We start from the raw sequence: 19,994 nt of genomic DNA on the forward strand, positions 1-19,994 counted from the left end.
AGGCCCCGCACTCCTGCGTTTCTTCGCCGGCGGGGCTGCGATGGATGTCGAGCCCGAAGGAATCCAGGATCTGCAATTCGTAGCGTCCTTGCAGGTAAACGCCGCTGTTACCCCTGGCCTGGCCGGTATTGTCCGGCATGAAGGGCTCGAGGAATTCCAGGTGCAACGTGAAGCTGCCGAAGGATCGGGTCGTCACCGCGCCCGTGGAGGCCGAACCTTGCGGCAACAAGAGGCCGCTGTCCAGGACGGCCGAACCCTTTTCGAAAGCGTCCAGGTTCTGGCCGTTGAAGAGCACCAGGGCGCCCGTCGTCGGCGCGGCGCCTAAGGTGGGGCTTTGCCGCTGCACCTTGGGCAGGAAGAAGGAATCGCCCTGGGGAGACTTGCCGTGTAGGCTGGAGCCGTCGGGGGAGAGGAGCCCGGAGTATCCTCCGGTGGTCGTGGCCGCGAAGGGAACGCCTTCGCTTCGCAGCGATCCGGATGCTTCGCTACGGCCTGCCATGTCCCAACCGGCGCCGGGCAGGCCTCCCGTCAGGAAGACCACGGTGAATTGGCCTTGGCCATTGGCCACCACCTGTACCCCCATGGGCGCGCCGCTGCTTCCCATCGGTCCGGCGTATTCCCCCTGGATCCAGACTTCCTCTCCCGCGTCGGCTGGGGAGGCGGGCGAGGCTTGGCAGCGGAGGGTCATGGCGGCGAGACCCAGCAGTATCCCGATCGAGAACGGCAGGCGCATACGGGAAAACTAGGTCGGGCGCCGGGCCTTGTCCAGCGAAGGTCGTGGCCGAAACCGGGAAACGTGCCAGCCGCCCTCAGGTCGGTTAAATTCAGTAGATGGAACATACGGTAGCCGCATCGATCACGGAATCCTCCGAATTCATCCAGCCCGGCGATCTCAACAGCCTGGGTTTTCTCTTCGGCGGGAAGCTGGTTTCCTGGATGGATAAGGTGGGCGCCATCAGCGCCATCAAGCACGTGCTCGGGACCGTGGTGACCGTTTCCATCGATAACCTCATCTTCAAGAAGCCGGTGACGAACGGATCCATCCTGACCATCCGCGCCTCGGTGAACCGGGCCTTCGCCCATTCGATGGAAGTGGGCGTCGTCGCCACCACCCTGGCGCCGGGCCATGAGGCTCCCGAGCACGTGTGCACGGCCTATTTCACCTTCGTGGCGCTGGACAAGGACGGTAAGCCCAAGGCCATCGCGCCGATCATCCCCGAATCCGAAAAGGAAAAACGGCGTTACGATCAGGCCCTGATTCGGAGGAACCACCGCTTGAGCCTGGCGGAACAACTGGGCAAGACATGATCAAGATCGCCATCGCGCAGATGCAGGTCTTCCCCGGTGATCCGGCGCGTAACGGGGCCCGCATGCTGGAACTACTGGACGGGGCCCGGGGCCTGGGCGCGCACTTGATCGCTTTTCCCGAGATGTGCCTCCCCGGATACCTGCTGGGGGACATGTGGGAGCGGCCCGCTTTCCTGAGGGAATGCGAAAGCTGGGCGGCACGTATCGTGGCCGCTACGGGTCCGGGCGGCCCGGGCGAAGGCTTGGCCGCCGTGTTCGGCACCGTGATCCCCGAATGGGGCCGGAAGGGGGAGGACGGCCGTCCCCGCAAATACAACGGTTATATCGCCGCCCAGGATGGGGTGGCCGCCATGCATCCCGGCCTCGGGCGTCCCTATGGGATCAAAACCCTGCTGCCCAACTACCGCGAGTTCGAAGAGCCCCGCCATTTCCAGGACGCGCGCAAGCTGGCCCTGGAAACCGGGCGCCCGCTGGAATCCCTCCTGGAGCCCATCCCCATGCGCCTGGGCGGCCGTTCCGTGCGGGCCGGGATCCTCTTATGCGAGGACGCCTGGGAGGATGATTATGCCCAGAAGCCTTTGGCCATCCTGGGATCGAAGGGCTGCGATTTCCTCCTTAACCTGAGCTGCTCGCCCTTCACCCAAGGCAAGAACGAGAAACGCAGCCGCGTCTTCGCGCACAAGGTGCGGGCCATCGGGGCGCCGCTCCTCTACGTCAATTGCACCGGCCTCCAGAACAACGGCAAAACCCTGTATACCTTCGACGGCCGGAGCACCGCCTACGCCGCCGACGGATCCATCCGGGCCGAATTGCCCGCTTTCGAAGAGGCCCTGCTGCCCTTGTCCCTCGACGATGCCGGAGGGCGACTGGATTGGGCCCCGGCCGACGAGGCGACCGCCGCCGAAGACGAAGTCGGCAGCCCCGGGACCACGGGGGCGGCCAACGGCACGGCGCGCGCCATCCGCGAAATCCATCAGGCCTTGCGCTTCGGGGCCCGCGAATTCCTGGATTCGATCGGAACCGATAGGGTCGTGATCGGCGTATCGGGAGGCATCGATAGCGCCGTGGCCGCCGCGCTCTACCGCGAGTTCCTCCCGCCCCAAAACATCCTGCTTGCCAACATGCCCAGCCGCTACAATAGCGCCACCACCCGGGATCTTTCCCGGCGCCTGGCCGAAAACCTGGGTTGCCTCTACGCCGAGTTGCCGATCGAAGACAGCGTGAACCTGACCCAAGCGCAATTGGATGGCGCGCAGATCGCCTCCTTGGACGGAGCGCATTCCGCCCCCATTTCCCTGGCCGGTTTCGTCATGGAGAACGTGCAGGCGCGGGACCGTTCCAGCCGCATCTTGGCGGCGTTGGCCGCCGCCTTCGGAGGCGTATTCACCTGCAACGCCAACAAGGCCGAGCTCACCGTGGGCTATAGCACCCTGTACGGCGACCTGGGCGGCTTCCTGGCATTGATCGGCGACCTTTGGAAAGGAGAGGTATACGCCTTGGGCCGTTATCTTAACGACGAGGTGTTCGGGCGGGAGGCCATCCCCGAAGGAATTTTCAACGTGGTCCCCAGCGCCGAATTGGGCGCGCACCAATCCGTGGACGAGGGCAAGGGCGATCCGCTGATCTACCCTTACCACGACCGGCTGTTCTTTTCCTGGGTGCAGCGCTGGAACCGCGCCACTCCGGAGGAAATCCTGGAATGGTACGCCGCCGGCACCCTGAATTCCGAACTCGGGCTGGACCTTTCCGTTGCCGACGTATACCGCCTATTCCCGGATGCCCAGGGCTTCGTGCGCGATCTGGAGCGTTGGTGGAACCTATACAACGGCATCGCCGTGGCCAAACGCGTGCAAGCCCCGCCCATCCTGGCCATCAGCTCGCGCGCCTTCGGTTTCGATCATCGCGAGTCCCTGGGCGCGCCGTTCTATTCGGTCCGGTACCGGGAAATGCGCGAGCGACTGCTCGGCGGTGGTACCCGGCCTGGCTAATGGAAGCTGGCGTGCAGCCTCGTGGGTCGTGGCGCGCCAATGGAGCGTCTTATGGAGCGCCAATGCGGCGCCAACAGCGTGCAAAAGGAGCGCAAAGCGCGCGCTAACGCAGCGAAAAGGGAGCGCCATTGGCGCTCCGAATGGCGCGCCAATGGCGCGCCGTAGTCTCGGAAGGACCCCCCGCCCTGAGCCTTCCGGGCAAAAGACCGTTCCCACTCCGGGCTGGCGCGCATAGGCGGGAAGGATTATAATGGCTTCCATGCTGCACGTGGTGAATGGCGATGCCGCCTTGGCGCTTTTGAAGCAAAGCCCCGTCGAAGGGACCTTCCTGGTTTGGAAGGACATGCTCATGGAAGGGCCCGTCTCGTCGGACGGCGGCCCCATCGACCTCAAGGCGAGAGGCGCTTTCCTGCACGCGAAGTACGGCGCCGATGCCAAGAAATACCGTTCCGATATGCGGGCCCTGTTCGCCGCCCTGGATAGGGCCGCCCGGGGCAAGGGCGAAGTCGTCCTCTGGTTCGAAGAGGACTTCTTCTGCCAGATCCATCTCATCTATCTGCTGGCCCATCTACCCACGGGCTTACGCCGCCAGGGCCGCGTCTCCATCATCTGCCCCGATAAACCGCTGGGAGCGCGCCTGCCCGCGGCATTCCCCAAGTTGTTGGCCAACCGCCTACCCCTCAAGACCCCGCTTACGAACTTGGCCGCCAAGGTATGGAAGGCCTATGCCGCCAACTCCACGACCGGTTGGGAGGATTTCCTGGCCTGGGCGAAATCGGGCGATGGTTTCGCCCCGTGGCCCGCGCTTAGGCAAGGGCTGCGCGCGCATCTGGGCCGATTGCCCACCGCCCACGGCGGCCCCAACGCCTTGGAAGCCGCCTTGCTCCGTCCGCTCGCCTCCGGGCCGCTCGATTTCGCCCACTACGCCCGGCGTGCCTGGTCCGAACCTATGGTGAAGCCGCTGGGGCTGGGGGACATGCAGATCGCCCGCTACGCGCTGGACCTTTCCGAATCGCCAGAGCCGCTCATCTCTCTAACCGGAACGCGTCCCCGGTCGGGCCACGCTCCTGTCCCCGAGGATTGGAAGTTGCACCTGACCGACGCCGGCCGAACGCGACTGGAGGAAGCGGAATCCGATCCCCTGGCCGAACCGGCTTCCCGTAACGGACATGTTACCCAGGCGGCAGCCCCTCGCGGCCCGAAGCGGAAGAAAGCCGTGAAAGCGACCCCGAAGGCCGCGGGGAAACCCCGGCGTCATTCCCCCAAATAGGCTTCCTGGACGCGAGGATCCTTGGCCAGGTCGCCCGAAGGACCGCTCATAGTGATGCGTCCGGTCTCGAGCACGTAGGCGTGCTTTGATCGGGCCAAGGCCAGGTTGGCATTCTGCTCTACCAGCAGCACCGTGGTTCCGTCCGCGTTGATGCGCGCGATGGCGTCGAAGATGGCCTTCACCACCAACGGGGCCAAGCCCAGCGAAGGCTCGTCCAGCAGCAGCAGGCGCGGGTTCGCCATCAGCGCCCGGCCGATGGCGAGCATTTGCTGTTCTCCCCCGCTCAAGGTTCCGGCCATCTGGGCCAGGCGTTCCTTCAGGCGCGGGAACAATTCGTAAACGTGATCGAGGTCGCGACGGAGCTTCTTCCCGTCCCTTCCCAGGTAGCCGCCCAGCTCCAGGTTCTCGCGCACCGTAAGGTTGGCGAATACGGCGCGCCCTTCCGGCACCAAGGCGATGCCTAGGGCGGCGATCTTGTGGGTGGGCATGCGGTTGAGCTTGCGCCCCTCGAACAGCACTTCGCCGGCATACGGTTGTACCAATCCCATGATGCTGCGCAAGGTGGTGGATTTCCCCGCCCCGTTGGAGCCGATCAGGGTGGCCAGGCCGCCTTTCTCCACCGAGAAGCTGACCTCGGTTAAGGCGGCGATGGCGCCGTAGCGGCTGGAGACCTGCTTTAGTTCAAGCATGCTCTTGCCCCAGGTAGGCCTCGATCACCTTCGGGTCGCTGCGGATCGCCCCCGGTTCCCCGATGGCGATGCCTTCCCCGTGCACCAGCACCTGGATGCGCTCGCACACGCCCATGACGACCTTCATGTTGTGCTCCACCAGCAGGATGGAAACCTTGAACTCGTCGCGCACCCGGCGGATAAGGCGCATGAGATCGGCCGACTCCTGCGGATTCATGCCCGCGGCGGGCTCGTCCAGAAGCAATAGGCGCGGCTTGGCCGCCAATGCGCGCGCGATCTCCAGCCTCCGTTGCGAGCCGTACGGCAGGTTGGCGGCCTGCTCGTTCTCCAAATGCCCCATCTGGAACAACTCCAGCAGGCGCAACGCGTCCGCGCGGAACTCCTCTTCCTCGCGCAGGAAATCCGCGGTCCGGAATATCGCGCCGGCCAGGCTTTGCCGCCGATGCATATGGCGCGAGACCATGACGTTCTCCAGCACGGTCAGATCGGGAAACAGGCGGATGTTCTGGAAGGTGCGCGCGATGCCGGCCGCGGCGATCCGGTGCGGCGGACGTCCCTGCACCTCGCGACCGGCGAAACGGATGGTACCCGCGGTGGGCGCGTAGACGCCGGTGATGAGGTTGAAAACCGTGGTCTTACCCGCGCCGTTGGGCCCGATGAGCCCGAACAATTCGCCTTCGGCCACGGTGAAGCTAAGATCCTTCACCGCTACGAGACCGCCGAAACGGATGGTCACGCTCGCGACCTCCAGCAAGCCGGCCATCAGGGTTTCGCCTTCCGTTTCCCGCGGCCCCCGAACAAGGACGCCGTGCCCAGCAAGCCCTGCGGACGGAAGATCATGATGAGGATGAGGGCCAGGGAATAGATGACCATGCGCATGCCTTCGAAGCCGCGGAAGGCCTCCGGCAGGATGGTGAGCAACACCGCGCCTAGCACCGCGCCTTCGATGCTGCCCAGCCCGCCGATGGAGACCATGATGATGATCTCGAAGGACTTCACGAAGGTGAAGGAGTTGGTATGCAGATACATGGTGAAATGCCCGAACAGGCAACCCGCCATGCCGGCGAACACCGCGCCGATCACGAAGGCGAGCACCTTATGGCGGGTGACGTCGATGCCCATGGCTTGCGCCGCGATCTCGTTCTCGCGGATGGCCAGGAAGGCGCGGCCGTAGCTGGAGCGCACGAGGTTGCGCACGGTCGCGATGACGGCGAAGACCAGCAGGTAGACCCAGAAGAAGTTACTCAGCTTGGGGATGCCCCCGAACCCGCGCGCCCCGCCCACCGCGTCGATATTGAGGATGAGCACGCGGATGATTTCCCCGAAGCCCAAGGTTACGATGGCCAGGTAATCGCCGCGCAAGCGCAAGGAAGGGATGCCCACCAATAGGCCCGCCAAGGCGGTGGCGATGGCCGCCGCCAACAGCGCGGCCAAAAGCACCCCGGTATCCTGGCCGAGGGGCGGCAGAAAAGCCAGCGCGGAACGAAGGGCCGGCCCGCCGTAAAAGCTGACCGAAGCCGCGACGTAGGCGCCCACGGCGAAAAAGCCCGCATGCCCGATGGAAAATTGGCCCGTGATGCCGTTGGTGAGGTTGAGGCTCACCGCCAGCACGATATTGATGCCGGCGAGAATGAGGATCTGGTAGTAATAAGGGCCCTGCCGGATAGGCCCGTCCAGGAGCAGGGCCGATAAGCCCCATTGCAGGACCAGGAGCGCCAAGGGCGCGCCCAACAGCCAGAGCAGGCGTTTCACCACGGCCGGCATCAAACCTTTTCCACCTGCCCCTTGCCCAGGATGCCGGAAGGCTTGAACAAAAGGATGGCGATCAGTATCAAGAAGGCGATCGCATCCCGGTACGTCGAGGAACCGTAGCCGGCCACCATCACCTCGGCCAGCCCCAGGATGAGGCCGCCGATCACCGCGCCGAAGATGTTGCCGATGCCGCCCAGCACGGCGGCCACGAAGGCCTTGAGCCCCGTCATCACGCCCATCAGGGGATCGATGCCGGGGATGTTGATGGAAACCAACACCCCGCCGGCCGCCGCCAATGCCGAACCCAGCGCGAAGGTGAGGGCGATGATGCGATCGGTATCGATGCCCATCAGCTTGGCCGCGTCCAGATTGAAGGAGACCGCGCGCATGGCCTTGCCGGTGCGGGTGCGGTAGATGAAAAGATTGAGCAGCACCATCAGCAGCACGGCCATGATCAACACCACCATCTGCTGGTTGGTGATGATGACCCCGCCCAAGTGCCAAGCCTTTTCCGGGATCAGCTGCGGGAAGAATTTAGGCTCCGCGCCGAAGACGAGCTGGCTGCTGTACTCGATCAGCAAGGAGACGCCGATGGCGATGATGAGGAGGGTCAGCCGCGAGGCCCGCCGGACCGGGCGGTAGGCCAGGCGCTCGATGAGCAGGCCCGCGATCGCGCAGCCGATCATGGACGCCGCCAGCACCTCGAAGGTATCCAGCCAGGGGTTGCCGCTCATGTAGGGCCGCAGGAACCGCGCCGAGTAATAGCCGAAATATGCCCCCAGCATGTAGACGTCGCCGTGGGCGAAATTGATCAGCCTCAGTACGCCATAAACCATGGTGTAGCCCAGGGCCACCAAGGCGTAGATGCTGCCCAGGGAAATGCCGTTGATGAGCTGCTGGAGGAAGCTTTGCATGCCCTAGAGGCCCGCTCCGGCGCCGCCGCGCGCGACGATTAAGGGGATACCGATTCCTTGAATTTGTTGCGGCCGTTGCCCTTTTCGTCCACGATCACTTCGAGCACCACCGCCGGCTTGACCGCATTGCGGTTCTCGTCCAGGGTGGTATTGCCGGTGACGCCCATGAAGGCTTTGGTCTGGGCCAGGGCCATCTTGATGCTATCGGGCTGGGTGCTATTGGCGCGCTTCATGGCGTCGGCCAGGACCAGGGCCGCATCGTACCCCAAGGCCGCCATGGCGTCCGGGATGCTATCGGAGGTGGTCCCGTAACGGGCTTTGTAGTCCTTCACGAATTTCTGCAGGATGGGGCTGGGATCGTCCACGGAGTAATGGTTGGAGTAATAGCATCCGTTCAGCGCATCCCCGCCGATTTCCCAGAGCTTGGAGGAATCCCAACCGTCGCCGCCCAGTAGGGGACCTTTGATGCCCGCCTTGCGGGCTTGCCGGGCGATCAGTCCCACCTCGGTATAATAGCCGGGCACGAATACCGCTTCCGGATCCTTGCCCTTGATGGAAGTCAATTGCGCGTTGAAGTCCTTATCGCCCTGGCTATAGCTTTCATCGGCGACGATCACGCCACCCAGTTTCTTGAAGTTCTCCACGAAGAAATTCGCCAGTCCCACGGAATAATCGCTCTTGATATCCCGCAGCACGGCCACCTTATGGACCTTCAAGGTGTTCATGGCGAACTTGGCCATCACCAGACCCTGGAACGGATCGATGAAGCAGACGCGGAAGATGTAGTCGCCCACTTGGGTGACCTTGGGATTGGTCGAGCCCGGGCTGACCATGGGGATGCGGCTGGCCTGGGCCACCGGCGCCGCCGCCAGGCTATTGGACGAAGCGATCTCGCCGAGCAGCGCGACCACGCGATCCTTGTTGATGAGCTTGGTCACCACGGTTTGCGCCTCTTCGGGCTTGCCTTGATCGTCCTCTACCAGCACCTTCAGCTTCTTGCCCAGCACCCCGCCGCTCTGGTTGATCGCGTCCACCGCCATCTCGATCCCCTTCTTCGAGCTCTGCCCGAAGGTGGCGGTCGCGCCGGTGAGCGATCCGTATTCCCCGATGAGGATCTCGTTGCCCGCATCCTTCTTGTCGCACCCGGCCAGTGCCAGCATCGCGGCGGCCAGGGCGGGAAGGGCGAGCAGGTGGAGCTTATCGAGCAGAAGGCTCGCCCGGGACTTGAGCTTCATCGGGGTCGTGAGCGGCATAGGGTCGGCCTTTGTTCGGGGTTGAGAGATCAGGCGAGTTACCTGATCGAAACCTCACGTGTGCATTGGCGCCGCGGAGACGGGCCGGCGAAAAGATAAGATTTATATTCATGCTGGCAATCGCGAGAGGAATCGAAATGTCCCAAACGAAATCCGGAATTCACCGTCTCCTGGCGCTCCTGACCCTGTTCGGAGCCGCGCTCCTATTGGGCGGATGCGGGTATAATGGGCTGCAATCCAAGGACGAGGACGTCAAAGCCGCCTGGTCGGAAGTGGTGAACCAGTACCAGCGTCGCGCCGATCTCGTCCCCAACCTCGTCAATACCGTCAAAGGCTACGCGACCCACGAGGAAAAGGTCCTGACCGAAGTGACCAACGCCCGCGCCCGCGTGGGATCGATCCAGGCCACGCCCGAACTGGTCAACGATCAGGAAGCCATGAACAAGTTCATCGCGGCCCAGCGCAGCATGACGGGGGCCTTGAGCCGACTGATGGTCGTCAGCGAGAATTACCCCAACATCAAGGCCGACGCATCCTTCCGGGATCTCGCCGCCCAATTGGAAGGCACGGAAAACCGCATCACGGTGGCGCGCAACCGGTATATCGACGCGGTGCGCGAATACAACGTGCAGGTACGGTCCTTCCCGGGCAACCTAACCGCCAAGATGTTCGGCATGAAGACCAAGGCGAACTTCTCGGTGGAGAACGAGCAAGAAATCTCGACGGCTCCGAAGGTGGATTTCGGCCCGCCCCCGGCGGCTCCCGCCGCCCCGACCGGTTCCGCGGCCCCGTCCGCGCCCGCCGCCGGCGGTAAATCCCCTTGATGCGGACCGCCAGGGCGCGCGTCCCCCTGAACGCGGCCCTCCTGTTCATCCTGCTAACCGGCTTCGCCGCCATCGCCCGCGCGGCGGACGATCGCGTTCCCGTCCCGCCCTTGTCCGGACGGGTCGTCGATCTGACCCGCACCCTTTCCCCGGAAGTCCAACGCGATCTCGACGAAAGGCTCTCCGCCTTCGAGGAACGCAAGGGCAGCCAAGTGGCCGTGCTCATCGTTCCCACCACCCAGCCCGAGGCCATCGAGCAATTCTCCATCCGCGTGGCCGAGCAATGGAAGCTGGGCCGCAAGAAGGTGGACGACGGGGCCATCCTGGTGGTCGCCAAGGACGATCATGCCTTGCGCATCGAAGTCGGCTACGGCCTGGAAGGCGCGCTCACCGACATCGCCTCCAAGCGCATCATCAGCGACATCATCGCCCCGCGTTTCCGCGAGGGCGATTTCGACGGCGGCATCGCGGCGGGCGTGGACGCGATGGTGAAGGTGATCGACGGCGAACCGCTGCCCGCGCCGCAACCGCGTTCCCGGACCGGTTCGCCCGGCGGCGGCACGACCCCGGGCCTCCTCTTCCTGGCCTTGTTCATGGCTTGGGCCCTCGCGCGCGGGGTCGCCGCCCTTTTCGGCCCCATGCGCGGCGGGCTGGTTTCGGGCGGCGTGGTGGGCGGCATCGCGTTCCTGATCCTGAAGTCCATCGCCTTCGCCTCGGTCCTGGGCTTCCTGGCATTCATACTTACCTCCATCTTCGGCAGCGGCGGCGGCTTGGGCGGATCCGGCGTACGGCGACGCGGACCGGGCGGTTTCGGGGGCTTCGGCGGCCTGGGCGGGGGAGGCTGGGGCGCCGGATCCGGAGGCGGATGGGGCGGCGGCTCCGGGGGAGGCTTTTCCGGCGGCGGCGGCGGGTTCGGCGGCGGCGGCGCATCGGGGGGATGGTGAAGATGGATTGGAAACGCCTGGCGCGCCATCTTTGGATCGGAAAGCCGGAGCGCGATCGGACCTTCCCGCAAGCTTCCTTGGATCGAATCACGGCGGCCATCGCGGCGGCCGAAACCAAGCATCATGGCGAGATCCGTTTCGCGGTACAATCCTCCCTGCATGCCTCGGAAATCCTGCATGGGATCAGCGCCCGCCAGAAGGCGATCGAAACCTTCGCGCGGCTGGGGGTGTGGGACACGGAGGCCAATAACGGCGTCCTCATCTACCTGCTCTTGGCCGATCGGAACGTGGAAATCGTCGCCGATCGCGGCGTGCACGCCAAGGTGGGCGCGGAGGGCTGGGAAGCGATTTGCGGCAAGATGGAAGCGGAGTTCCGGGCGGGTCGTTTCGAAGCCGGCGTGCTGGCCGGCATCGCCGAAGTGGGTCGCCATCTGGAGACCCATTTCCCGCGGCGGGGCGCCGACGTGAACGAGTTGCCGGATGAGCCGGTGATGTTCTGAAGCCGCGGCCCGCCCCTTGGCAAGGCGGAACCGCGGCCCTCCGTCCAGGGTGTCAGACGTTCCCGGACGGATTTATTTGATTCCCATTCCTTCCCAAGCCAATTACGGATTCGAAGTCAGGATCCCGCTCAGGCTCCATTCCACCTTGGCCGAACCGTCCGGGCCCTTGTACTCCGCCGAGAAGCCGGTGGGGGAGAAGGAACCTTTCAGGGTCACGCTCGTGCCGTTGGCGTAATCCGCCTCGCCCGAGAATGTTCCCGCCGTGGGAAGCTGGCCATGGGGGATGGCGGAGGCGCTTACGAAGTCGAACTCGGCATGGCGCTCCAGGCCGAAACGCTTATCGCTTTCCACGTGGATGCTGTAGCAGGAATCATCGGCATCGGTGGAAAGATCCTGGCCCGGATTCATGGCGAATACGATGACGGCATGCTGCAAGGTATCGTCATCGGCGGTCTTGGTCGTTTCCAGGGTCACGTACATGGTGTCGCCCTTCACGATCTCCTCCCCGCCCGCGCGGTTCTTGAGGGTGGCCGAATTGGTCCGCCCGTTCTTGGTGGTCTCCACGTAGGAGAAGCTCTTGGGTTCGTTACCTGCCTTATGGGCCAATACCTTCAGCTTGGCCTTGAAGTCCACCCTCTCGATCAGGGGCCGATCCTTGGGCTCGATGTCCGAGTATTGGACCAGCACCATGCAGTCCTTCGAATTGTCGACCACGATCCCGTCGCCGTCGGCGTCCTGGAATGAACCCGTCCCGATCACCACGCCGTCCTTGCTGCGGGTCCACTTCGCTTCGTACACGATATTGTCGTCTTCCGTATCGAAGTTCTCGTCCTTTCCGGCTCCGGCTACCACCTCGGTCTTTTCCACGCTGCCGCCCTGATCCACGGTGAAGGTGATCTTCACCTTATTGTCCCCGCCCGCGACCGCGTTCACCAGGCCGTCGCCATCGGCATCGGCGAACTCGCTGGTCTCTACGCGCAGGTTGCCGATGCCGCGGTTCACCCGCTTGAAAGAGATGATGTTCTTGTCCTTCTGGGCGGTGTCCCGGGCCCGGTCATCCCATTTCACGATGGCCGTATCCTCGATGCTGTTCAGCACGATGTTGTACTTATGGTAGATGAGGGCGAAGCCCTTGCCGGTGTCGTCGAGGTTGGCCATCACGCCCCCGCCGATGTCGATGTCGGCGGCGCCCTTGGCCAAGGCCGCGGCCTTTTGCAAGCTCCCGACGCCGGTGGAAATGCCATTGAGATCCTCCAGGCCCGTGGGCGCGGTCGCCGTCGAATTCCATTGCAGGCTTTGCGAGTAGCTGTTCATCAAGGTGCGGCCCGCCACTTGGGCGTCCACCTTGGCGTTCTTGAATTGCGGATCGACCGCGATTTTGTCCTCGTTGGAGGTGACGCAGGCTCCGAGGAATAAGGCCGCGGCCAGAAGGCCGGCCCGGGCAGTCTTGCGGGCAAGGATGGGATTCATGGGGTTTCCTTTTGAAAATGGAAAAAGCCGTCCGACACGCTTTGAATATACCGCCCTGCGCTAGGCTGTGTAAAGTACATATCGGATAATGATTACATAATATTCAGATTAAACCCAAAATTAAATGAATTAAAGCCATATTATGAGAGAAATTTCGAAGGAAATAAAATATAGGATGATTACAAAAATTGGCGCTCTGGCGGCTATTTTCCGCAAGATTCAATGCCCGTAAGCGGCTCGATCGCCGACCAACCGCCCATCAGGTTCAATGTCCAATCCGTGGGCGATGTCCAGGGAACGGACAACGGGAGGGCGATGCTTCGGCAGGGAGGTGCTGCTGGCGGCCTCATTTCGCCGCTTCCTTGGTTGGTACGGGCTTTGCCTTGGGAATGGGCAAGCTTCCGGATGCCATTCCGGCTCCGGATCTCCAGGAGGCCCTCCATGTCCCTCGCGCCCGTTCCTTTCCGCATCGCCGCGCTCGCGGCGGCCCTCCTCGCCTTGGCCGCTCCCGGCCATGCCTCCCCCCCGCGCCATCTGGAGTCCGAGACGGGATCGTATAACGGCGAGGAGGACGGACCCGTTTCCCCCGCCTCGGTGGCCCGATCCCGCTTGGGGCTTTCGGTGCAAAGCGTGGATGCCGAGCTCGCCGATGCCCTGGGACTGCACGCCGATAAGGGGGCCATCGTAACCGCGGTGTTACCCGGGGGGCCTGGCGAGGAGGCGGGATTGAAGCGCGGGGACGTGATCCTGCGCGTGGAGGATGCGGTGGTGCGGGGCGCCGACGGGTTGGCGGCGGCTTTCGGCTCGATCAAGCCCGGGCGCGAGACCGATCTCACCTTGGTGCGCGGCATCAAGACCCTGGAACTGTCCATCACCCCCAGGAGCATGCCGCCCGCGGCCCGCGTCGGGGGCGATGAGGAGGATCGGGAGATGCCGCGCGGGGAACGCCTGGGGTTGAAGGTCGCCGATCCCGATCGCTGGCTTCGGCGCCGGTATGGAATCGGGCCGGGCGAAGGCGTGGTGGTGCTGAGCGTGGCCGAAGGCAGCCGGGCCCAAGCGGCCGGGATCCAGGAAGGCGACTTGATCGTGGAGGCGAATCGCCGCGAGCTGAGGTCGGCGGGCGATTTGTTGGCCGCCGTTTCCAACGGACGGAAGCGCGGCAGGATATTGCTGCTTGTGCGTCGCGGCGAGGATGTCCTTTACATGCCTATCCGTTTTAATTGAATCGCTTCAATTGAAGCGATTTTCCGGCTTCGGCGCCTAAGGGGCGCCACCGTTCCCCTTAGGCGCGCGAAAATCCCTTGCGCCCGGTATCATTAGGTAGATATTCCTTGGCTGACCTGGATGCCCTGCGCGTCCGGGAGAGGGAGAGCCGAAGCGGTGGTACGAATCGCCTTGAACCATGCCATGCGCCAGGCCCTGGGGGCCTTGGCGCGTTTCCCCCTGGTTTTCGCAGCGGGGGTGATCGGGGCGGTGGCGGCGCTGACCTTGAACCATCTGCCCTTCGGGGAAAGCGATGCGCGCGCGGTGGCGGGCAACCTGGCCATGACGGCCTGGTTGGGCGTGCCGTTCCTCTTCGCCTTGGCCGCCGCCGCCGAGGCCAGGCGCCTGCCCATGTGGGCGGCCTTGGGCCTGCAAGGCGCCGGAGTGGCGTGTTTGCTCGGGTATTATCGCTTGATGGCGGCATCCCCTTGGCCGGTACGCGTCTCCCGCTTCTGGTTGTGCATGCTGGCGGCCCATCTGCTCGCTTCCCTGGCGGCCGGCATCGGGCCGGGCGCCAGCGCCGAATCCTTCTGGCGTTATAACCAGCGCTTGGCCTCGCGCTTGGGATTGTCCCTGGGCTACGGCGCCCTCATGCATTTGGGCCTGGGGTTGGGCCTGGCGGCGATCAAGGGGCTATTCGAATTGGATTTCCCGGACGCATGGTTCCTCGATCCGGGCATCTTCGCGTTGGGCGTATTTAATACCTGGTTCTTCCTGGCGGGCGTGCCCATGCCGGTAAGCGCAGCCGCCGCCGCCCCGGCCGAGAGCGAACCCGTCTATCCCTATCCCCGCCAATTGCGGGTGCTGGTGCAGCTTATCCTTATGCCCCTGGTCTGCGTCTACCTGATCATAATTTACGCCTACGGCGTCCGCACCATGATGATGGGCCATTGGCCCATGGGTTGGGTAACCTGGCTGTTACTGGCCTTCTGCGGCATGGCCCTGCTCTGCCTGTTCCTGGCGCAACCCCTGGCCGATCGCGGAGGGAACCGTTGGGTCAAGCTGTATTGTCGGCATTTCCACGTGGCCCTGGTCCCGGTGTTGATCCTGCTCTTCGCCGCCATCGGCAAACGCGTGCAGGAATACGGCATCACCGAGAACCGCTATTTCGCCTTGGCCCTGGGGGTCTGGCTGGCCGGAATCGTTTTGCATGCCGCCGTGGACGCTCCGCGGGACCTGCGCTTGCTTCCGGGCTCTCTGTGCCTGGCCGCCTTGATGGCCGCCTTCGGGCCTTGGGGCGCATTCGAGGTTTCGCGCAAGAGCCAGGAGCTTCGGCTCAAGGGCTTGCTCGATTCGCACGGCATGCTGGTGGGTGGCAAGCTGGCGAAGGCGCCGGGCCGCGTCCCTCGCCTGGCCATCCGTGAAATCGGGGGCATCGCCGGGTACTTGGAAGAACATGAACGCCTATCCGATTTGAAGCCCTGGCTGCCCGCTATAGATGATTCCGGGCAGACCAATTCGGTGGCCTGGCACAAGGCCTTGGACAGCCGGTTCGCGTTGCTGGAAGCGTTGGAACTGCCCTTCATGCCCCCCGAAGCCACGGGACCGGACCATGCCGAAGCCGTGGCTTTCAATTGCCGCGGGCTGGCCGCGCCCTTGCGCAAGGTGACGGGCTTCGATTATCTGATCGCCGATTTCCGGATCGGACCGGGCGCGCCCGCGGCCAGCGACGAGAACGCCCCCGCCGACGATGCGGCTTTCCGTTTCGCCTTCGATTCCACCTCGGGGCTTTTGCGGTTCCAAAGCGGAAAGGATACCAGCGGCCTGGCGCTGGATTTGGCGGGTCATTTCCAGAAGCTCCGACGGCGCTATCCGGACGCCTACGACCTGAATCTTCCGCCGGAGGAGATGCAGCTCGAGGCGGAGGACGCGGAGCTAAAGGTATTGGCCCACCTGCGCAGCCTGAACGGATTGGCGGACGCGGACGGGGCGCGCCTGAAAGGCTTCGCCGTCGATCTCTTCGTGGCCCTGAAGGGCAAGCCGCGCGCCCGGGGACGGACCGCCCTCGCGCAAAGCGCGGGGGACGCGCGTTAAGGAACCGTTCGTTCCTAGGCCTGGATTTCCACCCGCTTGGGTTTCGCTTCTTCCCGGCGCGGGATACGTAACTCCAGGACTCCCATGTCGAGCCGGGCTTGGATGGAATCCTTATCGAACCCCTGGCCCAACCGGAAGGAACGATGGTAATTGCCCGGGGCCCATTCCCGGAATAGCGCGCCTTCGGGTTCCTTGAATCCGTTGCGGGCATAGACCTGTAAGGTGTCCGATTCGTCCACCTCCACGCGCACTTGTCCCTTTTCCACCCCTGGGACATCCAGAGATAAGATCAAGCCGTCCTCGTTTTCGTAAACGCACGCATCGGGTAGAAAAGCTTGTTCCAGTTCCTTCAGGTTCTCGGGCATGCCGCCCGCTTCCTTGCGGGAAACGTCCCGCTTGGATTTGGAGATCTCCGTTGCCATGGCGTCCTCCTTTCCGGCGTCTTCCCCGACGCCTCGCTTGATGCATTGATGGTCATGCGTTGATGGATATCTGCTTCGACTTGGCCTCTTCGCTCTTGGGCAGCCTCAGCCAAAGGATGCCGTCCTTGAGCTTGGCTTCGACCTTGTCCTGGGCCAGGCGCGGTTCCAGGCGCACGGAACGGCGGAACTCCCCGAAGGCGCTTTCTTCCCGCAAGGTAGACGCGTCCCGGGAGGCTTCGGGGGCGTCGCGGCGTCCCGTTACCGTAAGGGTGTTCTCGCGTAGTTCGATGCCGAGATCCTCTTTCCGCATGCCGGGCGCCTGCACGGCCACGATCATTTCCGCGTCCCGGTCGTAAATATTGATGGGCGGGAAACCGGCCGCGAAATCGGGCCCGATGCGGCCGAAAACGGAATCCATTTGCCTGCGCAAGCGATCGAACTCCCGTTCGAGGTTTGCCATCGGCGCGAACGTCCAATCGAGTGCTGCCATACCGGCCTCCTTGGTCGATGGGTGGATGCGGCGCGAGGCGGGGAATGAATCCGATCCCCGGCGGCGCCGGGATGCTCTTCCCTAGAAAATACCTTCGCGTCCGGGTGGGAAGGAAGGACTTCGACTCGCCAAGGGAATAGGGAACTTAACGCGATAAAAAACGCGACAGATATCGCAGTAGCACCAGCACGGGAAGGGCGGCGGCGAAGTAACCGCCCAAGATGGCCAGGCGCAACCAAAGGCTTCCGCCCGCCACGGGAAAAGCGGCGAAGGGATAAACGCGGTAGGCGGGGCGCAGCATCCGTTCCAAGCCCGAAGGCGCCAAGGTATGCCAGCGGGAGTAGCCGGAATATATCTGGGGCCGCGCTTCGGGGAGGTCCCGCCATGCGCCCAAGGTTCCGGTTTCGATATCGGGTTGCGCGGCGATCCACTCCAGGGCGGATTCGAATTCGGCGAAGGTGAACAGGCCGCGCGCCGGATTCATCTCCTTGAAATCGTAAGGATGGAAATAAGGGACGATGATCCCGCCGCCATGGCGGCGGGCCTCGGCGACCGAGGCGCGGATCTCCGGCACAACACAGGTGGAGGGCAGGAAAGCGAGGTTGGCCGGGCGGGAACCGATCCGCCATGGCCCTCCCGCGATGGCCGAAAGGGTGCGCACGCCGTGCCTTTCCAGGGCGGCCATGGTCGCCCCGTCGTAAGCGTTCCAGGGCGGGATGAAGGTGCGCGGCGCGGGTTCGAGCGGCTTCAATAACTCCAGTCCGCGCGCGATCAGGGAGTCTTGATCTTCCGCGGCGACGCCGGCGAATTCGGATTTGCTTCCCGGAACCCGCGAACGATGGGTGCAGCCGTGCAAGGCGATTTCCAGCACCCCGCTACGGGCCGCGGCGGTCAACCTGGCGATCCGGTCCGCGGGCATGCCCAAGCTTCCCCCCATCGCGGGATCGGGAATCACGCCGAAGGTGACCGGGACGCCCGTACGGGCGCAGGCCGCCAGGATGCGGTCTTCCAGGTCGCCGGGGGAAAGCGCGGAACAATCGTCGTAGCGCAAGGCCAGGCGGATGGGCTTGGCGGCGGAACGGTTGGGGGGACCGGCCGACGCATCCGCCCAGGCGCCGGAAAGGATCGCCAGGCAAGCGCCCTTCACCAGGCCGAGGGAAATCATACCGGGAGAGCCGGTTTCCGCGTTCCGGCCAGTTCCGGCCCGGTCGCGGCGCCTTCCGCTACGCTCAAGTAGGCCTGCGCCACCTGATCCCAGGAAAAGCGATCCAGGAAATAACGGCGTTGCCGCGCGATCTCCTGCGCATCGCGGATGCGGCCCAATCCCCGTTCCATGCCCGCGGCCAACTGCGCGATGTCGCCGGCGGGAACGAGAATGCCGAAGGGTCCCGCGATCTCCGGAATGGAGCAAGCGGTGGTGGAGACCAGTTCCTGACCGGTGGCCAAGGTTTCCAGGATGGCGTTGCCGAAGGATTCCTCCAGGCTGGGCAAGGCCACGAGCCGATGCCCTACGATGGCCTCCGCCAATTCCGGCCCCGCCAACCAACCGGCGAAGCGGACTTGGGCCCCGGCGCCCGCCTCGGCGGCTTGGCGCTGCAAGCGGGCCTGAAGCGGCCCGTCCCCGACGAAGGTGAGGGGATGGGTCAGACGTAAGGCCTCGGGCAGGCGCAGCCAGGCTTCCAGGGCGTGGGCCGCGCCCTTATTGGCGGCCAGGCGCCCGAAGAAGAGCACGCCGCGCTGGCCTGATTCCTGGAAGGCGACTCCCTGGAAGGACGGATCCAAGCCGTTGGGGATGACCATGGCGCGATGGGCGGGGATGCCGAAGCAATCGCAGGCCTGGGCGAGCGAGAAGGAGCTGGTGCAAACGACCTTGTCGGCGCGGCGGGCGGCCAGCACTGCGGCGGCGTCCCGCGGTTCCTTGAAAAGCGCGCGCAGCCAGGTCGAAGGCCGGGTCCAATCGCGTCCCTTGAGCCAGGTATCCCAGGTGTTACGGCTGGAGAAGATGAGCCTCCCGCGCGGCCGGATGAGCCAGAGCAGGCTGGACTCGTCCCCGTTGCCGATGACCAGGGTGCCGGGGCCGATCAAGCCGCGGACGGCCAGGAGGTAGGTGAATCCGTTCAGGAAGCGGAAAGGCGAACTGATGCCGGGGCTGATGCCGACGAACCAGGCCCAACGGACGGCATAGGGGAGAGCCGCGGGCACGGGAACCTTTTCCCAGGGGGACTTGCTATACACCACGCAGACGCGGCGGCCCGCGCGCGCGAAGGCGCTGGCCAGCATATGGGTGGACTTCTGGCCGCCTCCACGGTAATTGGACCAAGGAGAGTAGTTACAAGTAAGCACCACGTCGAAATGTCCGATCGGAACCTCCGCGCGGCGGAAGCATCGGACCGCGGCGCGTCCTAGAAATTAATTCATGCGGGAGGGGTACCGGTTGGGCCGGAACCCGATTACATGAACATTACGCTGTGGGTGTGTGGATTAGCGGGATCGGAGGCCGTACCGGTTTCCACGGTGACCATGCCGCCGTTCTTCAGTTTGGCCATATCTTCCGCGGAGAGGGAGAGGGTGTGGTCATGGTTCGCGGTGTTCTGGATATGCAGGTCGACCGCGCTGCCGGCGTCGATTTGGGCTTTGGAAAGGATGGCCCGATGCCCGTGGTTGTCCGCGATGTCCCCCACCATATCGCCGGCCCCGGCCGAATCGCTGGTCCCTTTATCGTCCCCGCATCCAAGCAGGCTAAGGGCGATGGCGGAGAGAAGGGCGGCCGCGGCCGTTCCCAGGAACTCTCTGCGATTGAGACCGGACGGGGAAGGATTTTCCATGGGGCCTCCTAGATTGGGAATAAGGAATATACCGAATCCCCGGCATCG

At 64.2% G+C, this 19,994-nt stretch carries 20 protein-coding genes; 8 read left to right on the forward strand and 12 right to left on the reverse strand.

Going from position 1 to position 19,994, the window contains the following annotated elements:
- On the reverse strand, positions 1-733 hold a 733-nt coding region (locus tag JF616_05735), incomplete at its 3' end, for a DUF1080 domain-containing protein (GenBank protein ID MBW8887245.1).
- A gap of 98 nt (positions 734-831) precedes the next feature.
- Here JF616_05735 and JF616_05740 point away from each other — a divergent pair.
- The 3 genes from JF616_05740 to JF616_05750 all read left to right on the forward strand — a co-directional run bounded on the left by JF616_05740 (position 832) and on the right by JF616_05750 (position 4,566).
- Positions 832-1,308, forward strand: coding sequence for an acyl-CoA thioesterase (locus tag JF616_05740; protein MBW8887246.1), 477 nt, complete (start codon positions 832-834; stop codon positions 1,306-1,308).
- Positions 1,305-3,296: an NAD(+) synthase gene (gene nadE, locus JF616_05745; protein MBW8887247.1), complete on the forward strand. Its 1,992-nt coding sequence runs from the start codon at positions 1,305-1,307 to the stop codon at positions 3,294-3,296. Before JF616_05740 ends, nadE begins: the two co-directional genes overlap by 4 nt.
- 250 nt (positions 3,297-3,546) lie before the next feature.
- Positions 3,547-4,566: a DUF1835 domain-containing protein gene (locus tag JF616_05750; protein ID MBW8887248.1), complete on the forward strand. Its 1,020-nt coding sequence runs from the start codon at positions 3,547-3,549 to the stop codon at positions 4,564-4,566.
- On the opposite strand, the gene JF616_05755 is transcribed toward JF616_05750, so the two are convergent.
- From JF616_05755 to JF616_05775, 5 genes are read right to left on the reverse strand one after another with little or no spacing between them, the layout of a single operon-like run.
- On the reverse strand, positions 4,551-5,255 hold the full coding sequence (locus JF616_05755; GenBank protein ID MBW8887249.1) for an ABC transporter ATP-binding protein: 705 nt from the start codon (positions 5,253-5,255) through the stop codon (positions 4,551-4,553). The genes JF616_05750 and JF616_05755 overlap by 16 nt on opposite strands.
- Positions 5,248-6,018, reverse strand: a complete 771-nt coding sequence (locus JF616_05760) for an ABC transporter ATP-binding protein (GenBank protein ID MBW8887250.1) — start codon at positions 6,016-6,018, stop codon at positions 5,248-5,250. The genes JF616_05755 and JF616_05760 overlap by 8 nt, the downstream gene beginning before the upstream one ends.
- Entirely contained in the window at positions 6,018-7,019 is a 1,002-nt protein-coding gene (locus tag JF616_05765; GenBank protein MBW8887251.1) for a branched-chain amino acid ABC transporter permease, read from the reverse strand. The genes JF616_05760 and JF616_05765 overlap by 1 nt, the downstream gene beginning before the upstream one ends.
- The gene (locus JF616_05770) at positions 7,019-7,921 is read right to left on the reverse strand and encodes a branched-chain amino acid ABC transporter permease (GenBank protein MBW8887252.1); all 903 of its coding nucleotides are present in this window, start codon (positions 7,919-7,921) and stop codon (positions 7,019-7,021) included. Before JF616_05770 ends, JF616_05765 begins: the two co-directional genes overlap by 1 nt.
- A gap of 38 nt (positions 7,922-7,959) precedes the next feature.
- Positions 7,960-9,156: an ABC transporter substrate-binding protein gene (locus tag JF616_05775; protein MBW8887253.1), complete on the reverse strand. Its 1,197-nt coding sequence runs from the start codon at positions 9,154-9,156 to the stop codon at positions 7,960-7,962.
- A 155-nt stretch (positions 9,157-9,311) separates the two neighbouring features.
- Here JF616_05775 and JF616_05780 point away from each other — a divergent pair, with 155 nt between their 5' ends.
- The 3 genes from JF616_05780 to JF616_05790 are packed head-to-tail and all read left to right on the forward strand — an operon-like array spanning position 9,312 to position 11,442.
- A complete protein-coding gene (locus tag JF616_05780) occupies positions 9,312-9,998 on the forward strand; it encodes a LemA family protein (protein MBW8887254.1) in 687 nt (228 codons plus the stop codon).
- The gene (locus JF616_05785; protein MBW8887255.1) at positions 9,998-10,942 is read left to right on the forward strand and encodes a YgcG family protein; all 945 of its coding nucleotides are present in this window, start codon (positions 9,998-10,000) and stop codon (positions 10,940-10,942) included. Before JF616_05780 ends, JF616_05785 begins: the two co-directional genes overlap by 1 nt.
- 2 nt (positions 10,943-10,944) lie before the next feature.
- The gene (locus JF616_05790) at positions 10,945-11,442 is read left to right on the forward strand and encodes a TPM domain-containing protein (GenBank protein MBW8887256.1); all 498 of its coding nucleotides are present in this window, start codon (positions 10,945-10,947) and stop codon (positions 11,440-11,442) included.
- 102 nt (positions 11,443-11,544) lie between these two features.
- Here the strand turns inward: JF616_05790 and JF616_05795 are convergent, their stop codons facing one another.
- Complete coding sequence (locus JF616_05795; GenBank protein MBW8887257.1) at positions 11,545-12,912, reverse strand: hypothetical protein; 1,368 nt, start codon at positions 12,910-12,912, stop codon at positions 11,545-11,547.
- Between the two features lie 441 nt (positions 12,913-13,353).
- Here JF616_05795 and JF616_05800 point away from each other — a divergent pair, with 441 nt between their 5' ends.
- Together JF616_05800 and JF616_05805 are read left to right on the forward strand one after the other, a co-directional pair.
- Positions 13,354-14,136 carry a PDZ domain-containing protein gene (locus JF616_05800; GenBank protein ID MBW8887258.1) on the forward strand — a complete coding sequence of 261 codons (783 nt, stop codon included), beginning with the start codon at positions 13,354-13,356 and terminating at the stop codon, positions 14,134-14,136.
- A gap of 156 nt (positions 14,137-14,292) precedes the next feature.
- Complete coding sequence (locus tag JF616_05805) at positions 14,293-16,209, forward strand: DUF4153 domain-containing protein (protein ID MBW8887259.1); 1,917 nt, start codon at positions 14,293-14,295, stop codon at positions 16,207-16,209.
- A gap of 14 nt (positions 16,210-16,223) precedes the next feature.
- Here JF616_05805 and JF616_05810 read toward each other — a convergent pair whose 3' ends face one another.
- The 5 genes from JF616_05810 to JF616_05830 all read right to left on the reverse strand — a co-directional run bounded on the left by JF616_05810 (position 16,224) and on the right by JF616_05830 (position 19,946).
- Positions 16,224-16,631: an Hsp20/alpha crystallin family protein gene (locus JF616_05810; protein MBW8887260.1), complete on the reverse strand. Its 408-nt coding sequence runs from the start codon at positions 16,629-16,631 to the stop codon at positions 16,224-16,226.
- Positions 16,632-16,683: 52 nt separating this feature from the next.
- On the reverse strand, positions 16,684-17,121 hold the full coding sequence (locus tag JF616_05815) for an Hsp20/alpha crystallin family protein (GenBank protein ID MBW8887261.1): 438 nt from the start codon (positions 17,119-17,121) through the stop codon (positions 16,684-16,686).
- Between the two features lie 145 nt (positions 17,122-17,266).
- On the reverse strand, positions 17,267-18,286 hold the full coding sequence (locus tag JF616_05820) for a DUF2334 domain-containing protein (GenBank protein MBW8887262.1): 1,020 nt from the start codon (positions 18,284-18,286) through the stop codon (positions 17,267-17,269).
- Positions 18,283-19,401: a glycosyltransferase family 4 protein gene (locus tag JF616_05825; protein ID MBW8887263.1), complete on the reverse strand. Its 1,119-nt coding sequence runs from the start codon at positions 19,399-19,401 to the stop codon at positions 18,283-18,285. The genes JF616_05820 and JF616_05825 overlap by 4 nt, the downstream gene beginning before the upstream one ends.
- A 170-nt stretch (positions 19,402-19,571) precedes the next feature.
- Positions 19,572-19,946, reverse strand: coding sequence for a hypothetical protein (locus tag JF616_05830; protein MBW8887264.1), 375 nt, complete (start codon positions 19,944-19,946; stop codon positions 19,572-19,574).
- Positions 19,947-19,994: the final 48 nt, after the last annotated feature.

The sequence above is a fragment of the Fibrobacterota bacterium genome (genome assembly GCA_019509785.1).
GTDB lineage: Bacteria > Fibrobacterota > Fibrobacteria > UBA11236 > UBA11236 > Chersky-265.

Bases quoted from the DNA above. Each gene is read 5' to 3' on its own strand.
- JF616_05740 (MBW8887246.1), top strand. From the start codon at position 832: ATGGAACATACGGTAGCCGCATCGATCACGGAATCCTCCGAATTCATC.
- nadE (MBW8887247.1), top strand. From the start codon at position 1,305: ATGATCAAGATCGCCATCGCGCAGATGCAGGTCTTCCCCGGTGATCCG.
- JF616_05750 (MBW8887248.1), top strand. From the start codon at position 3,547: ATGGCTTCCATGCTGCACGTGGTGAATGGCGATGCCGCCTTGGCGCTT.
- JF616_05755 (MBW8887249.1), bottom strand. From the start codon at position 5,255: ATGCTTGAACTAAAGCAGGTCTCCAGCCGCTACGGCGCCATCGCCGCC.
- JF616_05760 (MBW8887250.1), bottom strand. From the start codon at position 6,018: ATGGCCGGCTTGCTGGAGGTCGCGAGCGTGACCATCCGTTTCGGCGGT.
- JF616_05765 (MBW8887251.1), bottom strand. From the start codon at position 7,019: ATGCCGGCCGTGGTGAAACGCCTGCTCTGGCTGTTGGGCGCGCCCTTG.
- JF616_05770 (MBW8887252.1), bottom strand. From the start codon at position 7,921: ATGCAAAGCTTCCTCCAGCAGCTCATCAACGGCATTTCCCTGGGCAGC.
- JF616_05775 (MBW8887253.1), bottom strand. From the start codon at position 9,156: ATGAAGCTCAAGTCCCGGGCGAGCCTTCTGCTCGATAAGCTCCACCTG.
- JF616_05780 (MBW8887254.1), top strand. From the start codon at position 9,312: ATGTCCCAAACGAAATCCGGAATTCACCGTCTCCTGGCGCTCCTGACC.
- JF616_05785 (MBW8887255.1), top strand. From the start codon at position 9,998: ATGCGGACCGCCAGGGCGCGCGTCCCCCTGAACGCGGCCCTCCTGTTC.
- JF616_05790 (MBW8887256.1), top strand. From the start codon at position 10,945: ATGGATTGGAAACGCCTGGCGCGCCATCTTTGGATCGGAAAGCCGGAG.
- JF616_05795 (MBW8887257.1), bottom strand. From the start codon at position 12,912: ATGAATCCCATCCTTGCCCGCAAGACTGCCCGGGCCGGCCTTCTGGCC.
- JF616_05800 (MBW8887258.1), top strand. From the start codon at position 13,354: ATGTCCCTCGCGCCCGTTCCTTTCCGCATCGCCGCGCTCGCGGCGGCC.
- JF616_05810 (MBW8887260.1), bottom strand. From the start codon at position 16,631: ATGGCAACGGAGATCTCCAAATCCAAGCGGGACGTTTCCCGCAAGGAA.
- JF616_05815 (MBW8887261.1), bottom strand. From the start codon at position 17,121: ATGGCAGCACTCGATTGGACGTTCGCGCCGATGGCAAACCTCGAACGG.
- JF616_05820 (MBW8887262.1), bottom strand. From the start codon at position 18,286: ATGATTTCCCTCGGCCTGGTGAAGGGCGCTTGCCTGGCGATCCTTTCC.
- JF616_05825 (MBW8887263.1), bottom strand. From the start codon at position 19,401: ATGCTGGCCAGCGCCTTCGCGCGCGCGGGCCGCCGCGTCTGCGTGGTG.
- JF616_05830 (MBW8887264.1), bottom strand. From the start codon at position 19,946: ATGGAAAATCCTTCCCCGTCCGGTCTCAATCGCAGAGAGTTCCTGGGA.